This window comes from Nostoc sp. (assembly GCF_036916655.1).
In the GTDB taxonomy this organism is placed as follows: Bacteria; Cyanobacteriota; Cyanobacteriia; order Cyanobacteriales; family Nostocaceae; genus Nostoc.
Genome location: NZ_JBALFY010000068.1, coordinates 321,292 through 336,440, shown reverse-complemented (window position 1 = coordinate 336,440; position 15,149 = coordinate 321,292). Strand labels below are relative to the sequence as shown.

General features: G+C 38.6%; 13 protein-coding genes. 7 read left to right on the top strand and 6 right to left on the bottom strand.

Features of this window, described 5'->3' with window-relative positions; translation table 11 throughout:
* Positions 1 to 18: 18 nt before the first annotated feature.
* The 4 genes from V7L31_RS19625 (at position 19) to V7L31_RS19610 (ending at position 3,493) form a co-directional block, all read left to right on the top strand.
* Positions 19 to 747 (top strand): hypothetical protein, encoded by a 729-nt coding sequence (locus V7L31_RS19625; protein WP_334697783.1) that lies wholly within the window; start codon positions 19 to 21, stop codon positions 745 to 747.
* Between the two features lie 281 nt (positions 748 to 1,028).
* A complete protein-coding gene (locus tag V7L31_RS19620; RefSeq protein ID WP_334697782.1) occupies positions 1,029 to 2,000 on the top strand; it encodes a CobW family GTP-binding protein in 972 nt (323 codons plus the stop codon).
* A gap of 83 nt (positions 2,001 to 2,083) precedes the next feature.
* Complete coding sequence (locus tag V7L31_RS19615; protein ID WP_334697781.1) at positions 2,084 to 3,142, top strand: WD40 repeat domain-containing protein; 1,059 nt, start codon at positions 2,084 to 2,086, stop codon at positions 3,140 to 3,142.
* Between the two features lie 78 nt (positions 3,143 to 3,220).
* Positions 3,221 to 3,493 carry a hypothetical protein gene (locus V7L31_RS19610; protein ID WP_334697780.1) on the top strand — a complete coding sequence of 91 codons (273 nt, stop codon included), beginning with the start codon at positions 3,221 to 3,223 and terminating at the stop codon, positions 3,491 to 3,493.
* Between the two features lie 266 nt (positions 3,494 to 3,759).
* Here V7L31_RS19610 and V7L31_RS19605 read toward each other — a convergent pair whose 3' ends face one another.
* Entirely contained in the window at positions 3,760 to 3,987 is a 228-nt protein-coding gene (locus V7L31_RS19605; RefSeq protein ID WP_334697779.1) for a hypothetical protein, read from the bottom strand.
* Between the two features lie 3 nt (positions 3,988 to 3,990).
* On the opposite strand from V7L31_RS19605, the gene V7L31_RS19600 reads away from it, so the two are divergent.
* Positions 3,991 to 5,595, top strand: coding sequence for an NAD(P)H-quinone oxidoreductase subunit N (locus V7L31_RS19600; protein ID WP_334697778.1), 1,605 nt, complete (start codon positions 3,991 to 3,993; stop codon positions 5,593 to 5,595).
* A 170-nt stretch (positions 5,596 to 5,765) separates the two neighbouring features.
* Here V7L31_RS19600 and V7L31_RS19595 read toward each other — a convergent pair whose 3' ends face one another.
* The 5 genes from V7L31_RS19595 to V7L31_RS19575 all read right to left on the bottom strand — a co-directional run bounded on the left by V7L31_RS19595 (position 5,766) and on the right by V7L31_RS19575 (position 11,829).
* Positions 5,766 to 7,157 carry an ATP-binding protein gene (locus tag V7L31_RS19595; protein WP_334697777.1) on the bottom strand — a complete coding sequence of 464 codons (1,392 nt, stop codon included), beginning with the start codon at positions 7,155 to 7,157 and terminating at the stop codon, positions 5,766 to 5,768.
* Positions 7,158 to 7,241: 84 nt separating this feature from the next.
* Positions 7,242 to 7,784: a methanogen output domain 1-containing protein gene (locus tag V7L31_RS19590; RefSeq protein ID WP_334697776.1), complete on the bottom strand. Its 543-nt coding sequence runs from the start codon at positions 7,782 to 7,784 to the stop codon at positions 7,242 to 7,244.
* A gap of 481 nt (positions 7,785 to 8,265) precedes the next feature.
* Positions 8,266 to 9,105, bottom strand: a complete 840-nt coding sequence (locus tag V7L31_RS19585) for a sensor histidine kinase (RefSeq protein WP_442944456.1) — start codon at positions 9,103 to 9,105, stop codon at positions 8,266 to 8,268.
* A gap of 210 nt (positions 9,106 to 9,315) precedes the next feature.
* Entirely contained in the window at positions 9,316 to 10,467 is a 1,152-nt protein-coding gene (locus V7L31_RS19580; protein WP_334697775.1) for an FIST signal transduction protein, read from the bottom strand.
* 42 nt (positions 10,468 to 10,509) lie between these two features.
* Positions 10,510 to 11,829, bottom strand: a complete 1,320-nt coding sequence (locus tag V7L31_RS19575) for a hybrid sensor histidine kinase/response regulator (protein ID WP_334697774.1) — start codon at positions 11,827 to 11,829, stop codon at positions 10,510 to 10,512.
* 594 nt (positions 11,830 to 12,423) lie between these two features.
* Between V7L31_RS19575 and V7L31_RS19570 the strand changes: the two genes are divergently transcribed.
* Complete coding sequence (locus V7L31_RS19570) at positions 12,424 to 13,398, top strand: terpene synthase family protein (protein WP_334697773.1); 975 nt, start codon at positions 12,424 to 12,426, stop codon at positions 13,396 to 13,398.
* Positions 13,399 to 13,640: 242 nt separating this feature from the next.
* On the top strand, positions 13,641 to 15,032 hold the full coding sequence (locus tag V7L31_RS19565; protein WP_334697772.1) for a cytochrome P450: 1,392 nt from the start codon (positions 13,641 to 13,643) through the stop codon (positions 15,030 to 15,032).
* Positions 15,033 to 15,149 lie beyond the last annotated feature (117 nt).

The window sequence follows — 15,149 nt, the reverse complement described above, 5'->3', positions numbered from 1 at the left end:
ACTGGCCCAGTTAAATTTTTGGGAGAAATGCAGATGAGTCTGTTTGGTAAGCAGTGGCAAGCTGTAAGTTTAATGATCCTTAATCTTCCAATTATATTTTTAGGGACTTATTTACGCAATCGAGTTCAAAGTCAAAATCCAGATAAAGAATTTTCTGCTAGGTGGAATGTAATTGATGATTTGACAAGTAACCAACTTCTAAAAAATGCCCTCATGCCGATAATTATTTTAATTATCGGGTTGATTGCACTAAATATTACATTAGCGCAATCATTCAGTAAAGATATCGGTACGATTACCATCGCTCAACTAAGTTCCGGCAAAATTGCTGAACGCAGTTTTTATGCCAATATTTCGGGCTATCCAGATCCCAATGCCTTAGTAACACAAAAGGGCAATAGAATACCCAAAGTCTATATTGCATTGAGAGAGAATTCTCAGTCTAACACCCCGGTTAATTTGATTATTTCATTAGAGAAGGGTGATATTGAAGAGTATATTCACGAAGATCCAAAAAGTGAAACAGTAACAGTGAGTGGATTTGTGACTGAGGGTGGAGAAGGAGAAGTGAGAACGTGGTTAGAGAAGCAAGGAGTTGCCATTGCCGATAGTTACTGGACTATTTTCCCTGGACTTAATTTGAGTAACCGCAGTAGAGGGAAATATTCTTCAATATTTATAGCTATTGCCTTTGTTAGTTTTGCCGCTTTTATCTTTTATAGAAATTGCAAAGAACAAACAGCATAGCTCTACCTGCAAATTTCGATAAGTCTGTAGAAGTTTCTGTGGCTACTCTAAGAGTTCTCCAAAGGAGTAGTTTTGTTTGTATGTAATATTCCTATCAGGCTAACAAATTTGTGAATATTTATGACTTATTACAGATGCAGAAAAATAAAATATTTCTAGATTAAATTATGTGATGATTTTCCTGAAAGCCAAAATAACAGCAAGTTCGCACAAAAATATAAAAAGATTTATGATATGTGATAATTGATTATCCATAAGGTGAGATAAGGGGAATTTAGAGTATGGTGGCTGACGTAATCAACAATTCAGTTCCCGTTACTGTTCTGACTGGCTATTTGGGAGCAGGTAAAACGACTCTACTCAATCACATCCTCACCTACGAACACGGCAAAAAAGTTGCTGTGATTGTTAATGAATTTGGGGAAGTGGGTATTGATAATCAATTGATTATCGATGCAGATGAAGAAATTTTTGAAATGAATAATGGCTGTATCTGTTGTACAGTGCGCGGAGATTTAATTCGCATCATTGGCAATTTGATGAAGCGGCGTGATAAATTTGACCATTTAGTAATTGAAACAACTGGATTAGCCGATCCAGCACCAGTGATTCAGACATTTTTTGTTGATGAAGATTTGCAAAGCCAACTGTCTTTAGATGCGGTGGTGACAGTTGTAGATGCCAAGCATATTTGGCAGCACTGGGATGCCGATGAAGCACAGGAACAGATTGCCTTTGCCGATGTAATTTTACTTAATAAAACAGATTTGGTAGCGCCGGGAGAATTGGATGAATTAGAAAAACGGATTCGGGCGATGAATGCGATCGCAAAAATCTACCGCACCCAAAATTCTGAACTCGGAATGGATGCTTTATTAGGTGTAAAAGCCTTTGATTTAGAACGGGCATTAGAAATTGATCCAGATTTCTTGGGCGAAGATGCCCACGTACACGATGAAACTGTCTATTCTGTGGCTTTAGTAGAAGCGGGTGCAGTTGATGGAGAAAAGTTAAACGCTTGGATTTCCGAGTTACTGCGTACCCAAGGCCCAGATATCTTTCGGATGAAAGGTATTTTAAATATTGCGGGAGAAGATAATCGATTTGTATTCCAAGGAGTACACATGATCTTTGATGGCAAACCCGATCGCCCCTGGAAACCAAGCGAAACCCCCAAAAACGAACTAGTCTTCATCGGTCGTAATCTTGATGCAGCCCAACTCAAGCAAGATTTTCTCGCTTGTCTTGCTTAAATAGGGAGTGGGGAGTAGGGAGTAGGGAATTTACCATTCTCCATCTATTCCCCATTCTCCATTCCCCACTCCCCTTTACAAATATGAACTCCACAACCAAATCTAAGGAATTTGAACAACATTATTCAGGAACACTTTCAGATTATGTAACTGCGATCGCTTGGTCGCCACAAGGTCAAACTTTAGCAGCAACTTCTGCCGCCGGGGAAGTAGTTTTGTGGAATGATGGCGAACTCACAACCTTACAAACTGTTAACGGTAAATCAGTAGACTGTCTCGCCTTTTCGCCTGATGGAAAATTTTTAGCCGTTGGTGGACAAGATGGACAAGTAAAAATTTGGCGCGACACTGAATTAATCGCCACGTTAGAAAATGCCCCCGCATGGGTTGACAAGCTAGCTTGGAATTATACCAGTAACCAACTGGCTTTTAGTTTGGGGCGTTACGTCCAAGTTTGGGATGCAGATACTCGCGAAGTTATCGTGACGCTGAATTTCGATAACTCTTCAGTATTAGGTATAGATTGGCGCATTGATGGACAATACTTAGCCATTAGTGGTTACAAGGGAGTCAAGATTTGGCATAGTAAAAACTGGGATGAAGAACCATACAGCTTAGATATGACTACTGTCAGTGTAGCGATGGCTTGGTCGCCCGATGGTAAATTCCTCGCTTCAGGCAATATGGATCGTAGTGTCACCGTTTTGGAATGGAACAACCCCGACCCTTGGGTGATGCGCGGCTTCCCTGGTAAAATTCGCCAATTGGCATGGTCAGAAGCTATGACCAAAGTAGGTGCGCCAATACTAGCATCTTCTAGCGTTGAAGGTATTGTGGTGTGGGAAAAGCTAGAGGATGATACTTTAGGCTGGGAAGCGCGAGTATTAACAAATCATGTAGGTGTGATCAATGCGATCGCCTTTGCACCTAAAAGCTTCCTTCTCGCTTCTGCGGCGGCTGACGGCTGGTTGTGTTTGTGGAACAAAGCCAAGGAAGTATCCCAAATTATCACAGGTGTCTCAGCAGGATTTTCTAGCCTAGCTTGGCATCCCCAAGGTAAGTTATTGGCCGCAGGTGGTGAACAGGGTGAATTAGTTATTTGGTCAAAGGTTTTGCGGGGTCAAGGATTTGGGCGTAGTTAAGTAATAGTTGGTAATTAAAATTGAAGCTGGGCAATTTATTAGCTATGCTGTATCAGCAAAGCTATCTTTGTGTAAATTATGAACATAGTCAAACTGATTTTACTTGCCTTTCCCGCCTTTTTGGTATCCATGCTGCTGATAGTCAATCCAGCAAACGCATCCAGCCTGAAATCCTTATCCGCTACCCAAATTATGGCGGTAGTATCTACACAACAAATTCCCGATCTGGCAACACCAAATTTGATTCAAACATCTAATCCGATTATTGATGGAGTTGGTTGCAATTGTGCCAACTGTGTTCAGTCTAAATTTCAGTCGTTACAAGGCAAGCTGCCATCTGTCGGTTTTTGATAAAGTTAGGAGTTATGAATATTGTAGGGGCACAGCAATGCTTATTAGTGTTAACTTAAGCTGGAAATAGCTTATCTGTTGGCTTCCATGCCCGCCCGGAAATAAATTTCTTTGGCTTTTAGCTTAAGTCTACTGAAGTAGACTGGAAATTTTTGGTGATATTTAGTCATCTTCAGATGACTTTAGCTATGAGACGGGAATTTCAATTCCCGGCGGACGAGCGGTTTCACGTTAAGTTGACACCAATAAACATTGCTATGCCCTTATTAATTATTAATGAGCTTTTTGTACATAGCGATCGCACCTGCGGCATTATTATTTATGTAATCAAGATTAAGTAGGGGCAATACCCTGCGGGAAGCCGCAAATCTTGGAGACATCGCCATTTGCACCCAAGCTGTTAAGCTCTTGTTAAAAGAGCTAGTCCGGGGATTAGAAAACTTGCTAGAGTGAACAGAGTTAGCCTTAATGTCTAATCGCCAAAACCTATACATCTCATGGATTTTGCTAATATTGCATCCCAGCTAAACGCTGGAACGATTTTGCCAGAGGGGATTGTTATTCTCACCCTCTTGGGGGTTTTGATAGTTGATTTGATTTTGGGGCGTACATCCGCGCGCTGGATTGGATATCTAGCGATCGCAGGTTTATTTGCTTCGATTGTCGCCCTATACTTTCAATGGGACTCTCCTAATCCCATCGGTTTTACCGGCAGCTTTAACAGTGATGACCTGAGTATTGTCTTTCGCGGTATTATTGCCTTGTCTGCGATCGCCACTATACTGATGTCAATTCGCTACGTTGAGCAGAGTGGCACTGCTTTAGCCGAATTCATCGCTATTTTGCTGAGTGCTACTTTGGGAGGGATGTTTTTATCCGGGGCTAGTGAGTTGGTGATGATTTTCATCTCCCTAGAAACCCTGAGTATCTCCTCTTACTTGTTGACAGGTTATACCAAGCGTGACCCCCGCTCCAACGAAGCGGCGCTGAAATACTTGTTAATTGGAGCTTCCAGTACAGCAATATTTTTGTACGGTGTATCCCTGCTGTATGGACTATCTGGAGGACAAACTGAACTTAGTGCGATCGCTAATGGCATTGCCACAGCGAAAGTGGGACAATCTTTAGGTTTAGTGATTGCCCTAGTTTTTGCGATCGCCGGGATTGGCTTCAAAATCTCCGCCGCACCCTTCCACCAGTGGACACCAGACGTTTACGAAGGCGCTCCCACCCCAGTCATCGCCTTTTTATCTGTCGGTTCCAAAGCAGCTGGGTTTGCCCTAGCCATCCGCTTGCTAACAACAGCCTTCCCCCTTGTTGCTAACGAGTGGAGGTTTGTCTTCATAGCTCTAGCCGTTCTCAGCATGATTTTGGGTAACGTAGTCGCCCTAGCCCAAACCAGCATGAAACGAATGCTAGCTTATTCATCCATTGCCCAAGCTGGGTTTGTGATGATTGGCTTGATTGCTGGTACACAGGCGGGTTATGCCAGTATGGTATTTTACCTACTGGTCTATCTATTCATGAACCTGTGCGGCTTTACCTGCATCATTCTGTTCTCACTACGCACGGGAACCGACCAGATTGCCGAATACTCTGGCTTATATCAAAAAGACCCACTCCTAACACTCGCCTTGAGTATCTCCCTGCTTTCCTTGGGTGGTATCCCCCCATTAGCTGGGTTTTTCGGCAAGATTTACTTATTCTGGGCAGGTTGGCAAGCAGGACTTTATTGGTTAGTCTTGTTGGGCTTAGTTACCAGCGTCGTCTCCATCTACTACTACATTCGCGTAGTTAAAATGATGGTAGTTAAAGAACCCCATGAAATGTCCGACGCAGTGAAGAATTATCCCCAAGTGCGTTGGGATTTACCTGGGTTAAGACCTTTGCAGGTCGGTTTGGTGGTAACATTAATTGCCACTACTGTAGCAGGGATTTTGTCAAATCCCCTGTTTACATTGGCTAACAATTCCATCTCAAATACCCCATTTTTGCAAGCAACAATCAACAATAATGTAAAAGCACAAAATCTAGTGCTTTTGCCAAAGTTAGATTCGATTAGTCAGTCTCAACCATCAGTTGATTCTGCTGCTAAGATTTAACCGAGTCTCAACGAAACTTCGTACTCAAAGACACACCTGTTTGCTAATTAGTAGACAGGTGTTTTTCATTTCAATTTAAAATAGTTAGAATTCAGAATTGATGAATAAATATACAAATTATTCTAAATTACTGATAATTTCTGACTTTTGGGTGCTAAATTCTTATATTTTTATGATACAGAACTAACAGGTATCTTAATTACAAATTCTGCACCTTTTCCTGGAACAGAAAAACAGTTAAGTTGTCCTTTATGTTTTTCAACTATAATCTGATAGCTTATATATAGCCCTAGTCCAGTACCTTTACCCACAGATTTAGTGGTGAAAAAAGGATCAAATAGCTTTGAAACAACTTGTTCATTTATTCCTAAACCATTATCAGCAATAGTAATTTCTATCCACTTTTGATCGATTAACTCAGTTTTTATTTGAATTTTAGGATTATTATCTGCGAGTTGTTGATTGTCAGTAATTTGTGGGTTTACGGCTGACCAATGACCACTGTTAGCCAATAACTCTAGGGCATCAATTGCATTAGTAAGAATATTCATAAATACTTGGTTGAGTTGACCAGGGTAGCAAGTTACATTGGGTAATTGACTGTAATTTTTGATAACTTTGATTTCTGGGTACTCGTGCCTAGCTTGCAGACGATGCTTTAAAATCATTAAAGTACTATCAATTCCCTCGTGAATATTAACTTGCTTAAACTCTGCTTCATCAAGTCTGGAAAAGTTACGTAGCGATTTAACAATTTCCTGAATGCGTTCTGTTCCTACTTTCATTGACTCGAAGAGTTTAGTTATATCTTGAATCAGAAAATCTAAGTCTATTTCTTCTATTTTTGCTTGGACTTCTGGAGGAATATTTGGACAAATTTGTTGATAAATTTGCACCAATGTTAGTAAATCCTGAGTATATTTATGGGCATGGTGAAGATTTCCATGAATAAAACTCACGGGGTTGTTAATTTCATGGGCAATACCAGCGACCATCTGACCTAAGCTAGACATTTTCTCAGCTTGGATAAGCTGAGTTTGGGTAAGTTGTAGTTCGTTTAGTGTTTCTTGTAAATCAGTTGTGCGTTCCTCAACCCGAACTTCTAGCTCTTGATTAGCTTTCTTAAGTGCTTCCTCCGCCTGTTTACGTCTTTGCACTTCCTTAGCTAACTCATCAATTTTTTCGTTCAACAGAACAAAATTACTGCTAGCTACAACTCTATTTTCCAAGCGTAAGAGAATTAAAGCTGAAGATTCCGCAGACCAAGGTTGAATCACTGCTCCTTGACTACGACATATTAAGTTTTGTCCATCATTTTTTCGTAAAGTCAAAGAGCCAATCACCATTTCCCTGCTACTTGAACAGGCTTGCAGATACTTTACAACATCGTTGTTAGACTCAGTTACAAGTTCAAAGAGCATTCTTCCCCGCAGTTCTTGACGGCGTAACCCCAACATATCTGCGACTGGTTGATTGGTAGCTAACAACTGACCCTCTCCACTTACCAGCAGTAAAGGTTCTGGTAAAACTCTGGCAAGTTCAAGAAATTGTTCAGGAGTCATGAGGCCTCCAATTTCAGGGTTCAACTCTACTTTAGATATCTGCACTCAAGTTTATATCCTGGGGTTGGTTTAGTATTTAAGGATTTAAACAGATTCCAGTCCCCGAAAGTATTCTCGACCTTCTGCATCTTCTGCTTCTTCTGTAGGTTTTAAGTAAACAATAACTCTACATCCAGAAGCACCCTCGGCTATGGTGTCTTGCAATTCTACTTTCGCATATCCCAGGTTATTAGCTGCGATCGTCCCAAAGACATTTGAAGTCATCATACACATAGCAGGGCGATTAAGTACTTTTTCGGCAAATGGGCAAACGCGGTTGCCAAAGACAATTTTTTCATCATTCTGCTCAATGACATAAAAATCGCCCTGGATTCGTTTTTTTAAATCAATCAAGACATCAGCCACTTGTTTACGAGAAAGGCTGGAAACTTCCAGGGCAGATTTATAATCTTGGTCAAGTTGCCTACCCATTCTTTCACCAACTACGCTAATAAATCCCGAAGCTTCTTTTAAGCCAACTACATCCTGTAAAGTGCCAGATAATTCTCTAATTAATGTACGTAAAAATATATCGCGTTCTAAAGAAAGATTAAGGGTAGCTATCGAGTGGTCAAGTGCATTACTCATAAGTTTTGAGGAAATAATCTTGGAACTATAGTTATAGAGTTCCCAAAAATACATCTAAAGTAACTGCTTAATCACTTTCTTCAGAGAATTTGATACTTGCTTTTGCTCGTAAGACAATACACTTCAGTTAAACTTCTGTTACTTTTCTTTCTTTGCATCCTTCTCCCTTGGCGTTAGCCTCACCCTTTGGGAACTATGATGTACAAACATCTTGGTAATGAAGCCCAGACCCTAGATTTACCCCCCTTAATCCCTCCTTGTTAAGGGGAGAATATCCGGTTCTTCCCCTTACCAAGGAGGGGCTAGAAAGGGTGAAAAAGACTTGTGTGTACACCAGAAAGGGAGGCGCTAATGCGAATGCGGTAGCTATAGCAAGTCGCTCTACGTCTATGTTAAAAATTATTATACTGTGATGATCTACGATCGCATTTAAAATTTATTTTTACTAAAATTAATTTTAATAACTAATATAATTACTACTTTAAAAAATAGGAATAGTGATTATAAATTCAGAACCCGCTCCTAACACAGAATTTACTTCTAGAGATCCTTTATGTTTTTGGACAATTATTTGGTAAGCAATTGATAATCCTAATCCTGTTCCTTTCCCCACAGGTTTAGTTGTGAATAAATGGTCAAACATTTTTTGTTGAACATCAGCCGATATTCCCACCCCGTTATCTTGAATCCGAATCGAGACATGATTGTTATCTTCAGTTAAAGCAGTATGAATAGTAATTTGATTAGGATTTAGCTTAATCTCATCAAAACTCAGTCCATAATTAGACTCTTCTAAAGCATCAATAGCATTTGCCAATAGATTCATAAATACCTGATTTAGTTGTCCTGGAAAGCATTCAACCAGGGGTAATTCTCTATAATCTTGAACTAATTCAATAGCAGGACGAATTTTATTAGCTTTCAAACGGTGCTTGAGAATCATCAGAGTACTATTAATACCTTCATGAATATTAAACAGAACTTTTTGTTCTGTATCTGCTCTAGAGAAAGTTCGGAGACTATTGCTAATGTTGGAAATACGATCAGTGCCTTCTCTCATTGAGGAAATGAGTTTAGGTAGATCGTCGCGCACATACTCCAGATCAATTAATTGAATTGTTTCCTCAATTTCCTGAGATGCTTTAGGATAGGTTTGCTGATAGAGGTTAATGAGATGTAACAAATTCTGAATATACTCTTTAGCTGGAGTCAGATTACCTGCTATAAACCCAACTGGGTTATTAATCTCATGAGCTACATCTGCAACAAGACTTCCCAAAGTAGACATCTTATTTTGCATTATTTGAAGATTAAGAAGCATTGTTTCTAGTTCATTTCCTCTCTCTTCTAATTTGTATTGATATTCATTTAACTCATCAATTACTTTTTTGAGCAGAAATTATTTTTTTTTATTTGTATCTTCGAGTTTTATTCGGTCTGATTCAGAACGCTCTAATTTTTTTTGGATAATTCTATTCGCTTTTTTTAGTTCCCTAATTTCTTGTTGATAATCCAATATTTCCATCACTTTTTACCAAGTTCCCAAAATTAAAGTTACAAAAGTTTCATTATGGAATTGCGTCTGACTAGTTCGATCTATAGGAGCAATCTCTCCATAAGAATAAAATCCACAGGCAGGTAAATAGTCAGTTAGAAAAAGTTTTGTATTTTGATACTCTTCTTGTGCCCTAGTACCAAGTATTTGCCGGCGAGCTACACATGAAAAAAACAAAACAGCACTTGGTTTTGCACCTGGATAATTATCTAAAGCATTCATGAATGACGCCTTCGATGCTGCCAAAATATCCTCATGATCTGCTTCTGAAATTTGAATAACTGCTTGATCGGGAATATCTCCAAAAAAGGTGATGCTACCAGATTCTTGATTATAAGCAATAGGCGCTCTTATATAAAAATTGTCTCCATTTTGATCGAATACTGCTAGTGGATATTCCATTGAAGGAGGAAGCGAACCTAAATAATGATGATAAAAATCTAAAGCTGGCTTGCCATCTATTTCATAGATTATGTTCTTATCTACCTTAGTAGCTTTGCTTGTTTGACCAATAGGATGCCAACCACTTGCAACAGCGTGGGAAAACAATATTGTGCCGGAAAAAAGTAAAATTGGTACAGAATCACTTAATACTTCTGTTTGAAAAAATTGATATGTACTTTGGTATCTTGACTGATCGCCAGCCAAACCACCAAATATCGGTATATATTCACCAAGAGCTAGCTTTAAGCCATTTAATATAGAGATACCACTAGTTGTGAGGCTCTCTGGATGAGTTAAACATAGCTTTGGGGGTGCGGTACTTTTTGCTTTAGCTTGCTCCACAGCTTGTTTAGTTGCACTAATTGGATCGCTTGAAACTTTGCGTCCAATTCCTGCATGTATTTCAACTTCGTCTGAGCAAAACAACATCAAGGTGATTGAGTCCTGCTGAAACTCTAAAACTGAAGAAATTTCTCCATCTGTTGTTCCACCAATCAACTCAATACCGGGAAAAGCCTGATAAATTCGCTGCAAAATGAGAGCATGTTCAAAGTCAATTGCAGCAAAAAGAATTCCAGCTTTTGGTATATCTCCTGCAAGAGAACTAGCACATTGCAGAATAACTTCATCAACTGCTGATAGAGAATCTGGATCGTTACTGTGACCTACTACTACCTTGAACATAAATTTACTTATAATGTTGATGAATGCGATTTGCTCTGATTTTTAAATGGGAAGCCTGATGATAAACTCTGAACCTTTTCCTAATACTGAATTTACCTCTAGAGTTCCGCCATGTTTTTCGACAACAATTTGACGGGCAATTGACAGTCCTAATCCTGTACCTTGACCCACAGGCTTGGTAGTAAATAAATGGTCAAAGATTTTTTGCTGAATATCAGCCGACATTCCCACACCATTATCTTTAATCCGAATCAAGATATGATTTTTATCTTCAGTGAGTAGAGTCTGAATCAAAACTTGATTGGGATCTGCTTCAATTTCAAGATAAGTACGTCCTAGATTAGACTCCTCTAAAGCATCAATAGCATTAGCTAACAAATTCATAAATACCTGATTTAGTTGTCCGATAAAGCATTCTAAGTCTGGCAATTTATCGTAATCTTTAATTATTTGAATATCAGGACGATCCTCGGATGCTTTTAAGCGGTGTTTGAGAATCATGATAGTGCTATCTATGCCATCATGAATGTTGCAAGAAACTTTGCGATCGCTATCTGCTCGAGAAAAGGTTCTCAGACTAGTACTAATGTTGCGAATCCGTTGAACACCCTCTTTCATTGAGGAAATTAAATTCGGCAGATCGGAAAGTATATGCTTCAAATCTATTGCTGTAATTTTCTCTTGAATTTCTATAACCGGATTAGGATAGTGCTTTTGATAGAGATCAATTAGGTTAACCATATCTTGAAAATATACTGAAGCATGTCCGAGATTGCCATGAATGAAACCAACTGGATTATTAATTTCATGTGCAACTCCTGCTACTAATTGACCAAGAGCAGACATTTTTTCTGTCTGTACAAGCTGGAGTTGAGACTCTTGTAGGTCTTTTAATGCCCTGGATAAGGCTGCTGTTCTTTCTACAACTCGTTTTTCTAAAGTTTTTGTGAGATTTCGTAATTGAAGATGGGTTTTAATTCTAGCTAATAGTTCTTCTTCATGAAAAGGTTTAGTAATGTAATCAACTGCTCCGATACTTAGACCCTTTACCTTACTATCAGTATCAGAATTTGCCGTCATAAAAATTACGGGTATATCACAAGTAGCTGGATTTTCTTTCAGCATTTTACAGGTTTCAAATCCATCTATTCCTGGCATCATTACATCTAATAAAATTAAGTCAGGTAGTGTATCTTCAACAATTTGAACCGCCCTCTTGCCATCATTTTCTGTAATTACTTTGAAGCCAACATTAGTTAATATATCAAAGACAATTTCTAAATTTGTAGTAGTATCATCAACTACTAAAATTAGATTGTCTTCTGGTTCATCAAGTATTTTCATATCTGGCTTTTCATTCATGTATTTAAATTGATTTAACTTCTTGTTAGTTATTCACTCTTCGTCTGGCGATCGCAGCTAAGTCACCTCTATTTTATTGTCGGACTGACTAACAATTTTTTAGTCTGACAATCCTATAGTTCCCAAAAATTCTTACAACAGCAACATTCTCACACTAAATTGCCCATAGCTTATAGCTGGGGCGATCGCTACAGCATGGACATTCAGCACCAATCTTTACTTTCGCCAGAGTTGAAGATCCTCTTTCATGAAAGCTAGCGCCCTGAAATTGGTCATTATTACCCTTGTCTTTTTAGAAATGTAGTGCTATATTACATTTGTGATGCCCATCAGTTAACTTTTTCAGTTACTCAACCATATTTCTTAATCAAGACACGCAGAAGTGGCTACTTTTATTTTTTAATAAAAGTATCTAGATAACTGTTGAAATATTCATACGTGTTTACACACTACTATGTAGTGGTGTAAATGAAGCTTGTGTATTTTAAAATATGAATTTTTTAAAAGTTTTTCCAAGGCTCTTAAAAAAATATTGAGCTACTCTCTGTGTGGTAATGCGACTAATTTTTCAGTACTTTAAACTAATTCATTGTTATGAATCAATTAACTCACCCTGATCTATACTATCCATTCCCATCGCACATCAATAAATATATTGATGTTCTAGAAGCTCACGATCTTGAATGGGTACTTCGCTTCAATCTCCTGGCCAATGAATCATCTTATCAGCGTTTTTGCAAATCTAAATTCTTTTTTTTAGCTGCATCTGCCTATCCTGATAGCAATTTTGAAGAACTGAAAATTGCACATGACTGGCTGAGTTGGGTGTTTATTTGGGATGATCAATGTGATCTATCAGAGTTAAAAAAACAACCTGAAATATTAAAGAATTTTCACAAAAGATATTTAGAAATACTAAACGGTGCAGAAGTTATAAGTCAGGATACACTATTCAGTCATGCCTTAATTGATTTACGAAAAAGAACTCTCCAAAAAGCTAGCTTAAAATGGTTTAAGCACTTTGTTAACTACTTAGAAGACTACTTCTGTGGTTGTGTTCAGGAAGCAAACAACCGCGCTAAGGGAATTGTACCTGATGTAAATACTTATATTAAGATACGCAGGTCAAGCGTAGGAGTTTATGCTGTTCTCGCATTAGCTGAATTTTGTAATCAGTTCATGATTCCCGATGTTTTAAGAAATCACTATCTTGTGAAAAAACTTGAACTAATTACAATTGATATTATTTCCTGGTCTAACGATATATTCTCTGCATCAAGAGAAATAGCAAGTGGTGATGTTCACAATTTAGTATTTGTATTACATTATCACAACCAAATTTCTCTAGAGGAAGCAACAAAACAAGTGGCGGAAATACACGATATAGAAGTACGTTCCTTACTAAGCTTAGAATCATTCCTCCCATCTTTTGGAAAAGAATTAGATATTGATATCGCAAAATATATATCAGGTATGCATAGTTGGATTCGTGGCAACTTCGATTGGTATTCCCACTCTTTTCGCTATCATAATTCAGAAATGTTGAAACTAACAGAATTCAAAGAATAAGATATGTCTCTATACTGAAATTCATTCAAGTTTGAAATATTGAGTTATCAAAGCAGTATATTATGAGGTAGTAGCTTCAGTTATGGATCTTACCCTAATAAAAAAACTCGCAATCTAGAACTCATATTTTGTTATTGAACAAAGCTTACTACGTACCTATACCCTTTTTTCTGTTCCTTCTCGACTCAGCTAGAAAGAATTAATGACTATTAATTCACTACCATTTCAAAGGAAAAAATTAGATGCAACTACCTAATCTTCTCAAAACCCCCTCTTTACTACAAAAGCTTCAATGGGCTACTGATCCTGTGGCCTATATGGAAAATGCAGCCCAGCAATATCCTGATATTTTTACTGGTAATATCATCGGTTTTGGTGACACAGTAGTGTTTGTAAACCATCCTCAAGCAATTGAGGAAATTTTAACTAACGATAGAAAAAAGTTTACAGCCGTCGGGAAACTCAACGAGATTTTGGAGCCGCTTTTGGGAAGTTATTCAGTCCTGATGCTGGATGGCGATCGCCACAAACGCCAACGACAACTTGTAACACCATCTTTTCATGGAGAGAGGATGCAAGCCTATGGTCAACTAATCTGTAATGTGTCTGAAAAACTCTTTGGTCAGTTCCCACTGAACAAGCCATTTTTAGTTCGTAATCTAACAGAGGAGGTATCCCTGCAAGTCGTTTCACAGGCTATCTTTGGCTTGCATGAGGAAGAAAAAATTCAAAAACTTAGACAACTATTGCCTTTGCTATTAGACCTTTTCAAGTCACCTTTGACTTCTAGTTTATTCTTTTTCCCATTCTTGCAACAGGATTTAGGAGCTTGGAGTCCTTGGGGGAAGTTCCTGCGCGATCGAGAGCAAATTGATCAATTTCTCTACACTGAAATTGCCGAACGTCAACAAAAACCCGATCCAGAACGCATCGATATTCTCTCTTTGCTGATATCGTCTCGCGATGAAGCAGGCCAACCGATGACGGATCAGGAGTTACACGATCAGCTAATAACTTTAATACTTGCAGGTTATGACACTACAGCATCGGCAATGTCTTGGGGATTCTACTGGATTCACCAAAATCCTCTAGTCCTGGAAAAACTGCTCCAAGAACTAGACACTCTTGGTGATTTCCCTGATCCGATGAGCATTTACCAACTGCCATATCTCACCGCTATTTGTAATGAAACCTTGCGAATTTACCCCGTGACAATGTTTTCGTTTCCCAGGGTAGTGCAAGAATCTGTTGAATTATTGGGACATCCTTTAGAGCCAGGAGCTATACTGCTTCCCAGTATTTATCTCACTCATCACCGAGAGGATTTATATCCCGAGTCTAAGCAATTTAAACCAGAGCGCTTTATTGAACGTCAATTTTCTCCCTATGAATTCCTGCCCTTTGGTGGTGGTGTTCGTCGTTGTATTGGCCAAGCTTTAGCTCAATTTGAAATGAAGCTAGTATTTGCAACTGTTTTGTCACGTTATAACTTAGCGTTAGTTGATCAGCAGGCAGAGAAACCTAAGCGTCGAGGTTTTAACCTTGCACCTTCTAGTGGAGTCAATATGGTAATTACAGGACGGCGTGCGCGTCAAGAGTCTTTAGCTAATCTGACAACTACACCCATATCTTAAAACTTTGTCAACTAAAGACCTCTTGCAAAAGTCCCTAATACTCCACCCCTTAATTCCCTAGCCAGAAAGCCTACAAAATAAGCATTCTTTGTTTTTACTTTTGCCTTTTTACTTTTG

What these genes read in the sequence shown, in the direction of transcription:
- V7L31_RS19620 (WP_334697782.1), top strand. Translation starts at nt 1,029, where the DNA reads ATGGTGGCTGACGTAATCAACAATTCAGTTCCCGTTACTGTTCTGACT.
- V7L31_RS19615 (WP_334697781.1), top strand. Translation starts at nt 2,084, where the DNA reads ATGAACTCCACAACCAAATCTAAGGAATTTGAACAACATTATTCAGGA.
- V7L31_RS19610 (WP_334697780.1), top strand. Translation starts at nt 3,221, where the DNA reads ATGAACATAGTCAAACTGATTTTACTTGCCTTTCCCGCCTTTTTGGTA.
- V7L31_RS19605 (WP_334697779.1), bottom strand. Translation starts at nt 3,987, where the DNA reads ATGTATAGGTTTTGGCGATTAGACATTAAGGCTAACTCTGTTCACTCT.
- V7L31_RS19600 (WP_334697778.1), top strand. Translation starts at nt 3,991, where the DNA reads ATGGATTTTGCTAATATTGCATCCCAGCTAAACGCTGGAACGATTTTG.
- V7L31_RS19595 (WP_334697777.1), bottom strand. Translation starts at nt 7,157, where the DNA reads ATGACTCCTGAACAATTTCTTGAACTTGCCAGAGTTTTACCAGAACCT.
- V7L31_RS19590 (WP_334697776.1), bottom strand. Translation starts at nt 7,784, where the DNA reads ATGAGTAATGCACTTGACCACTCGATAGCTACCCTTAATCTTTCTTTA.
- V7L31_RS19585 (WP_442944456.1), bottom strand. Translation starts at nt 9,105, where the DNA reads ATGCTTCTTAATCTTCAAATAATGCAAAATAAGATGTCTACTTTGGGA.
- V7L31_RS19580 (WP_334697775.1), bottom strand. Translation starts at nt 10,467, where the DNA reads ATGTTCAAGGTAGTAGTAGGTCACAGTAACGATCCAGATTCTCTATCA.
- V7L31_RS19575 (WP_334697774.1), bottom strand. Translation starts at nt 11,829, where the DNA reads ATGAATGAAAAGCCAGATATGAAAATACTTGATGAACCAGAAGACAAT.
- V7L31_RS19570 (WP_334697773.1), top strand. Translation starts at nt 12,424, where the DNA reads ATGAATCAATTAACTCACCCTGATCTATACTATCCATTCCCATCGCAC.
- V7L31_RS19565 (WP_334697772.1), top strand. Translation starts at nt 13,641, where the DNA reads ATGCAACTACCTAATCTTCTCAAAACCCCCTCTTTACTACAAAAGCTT.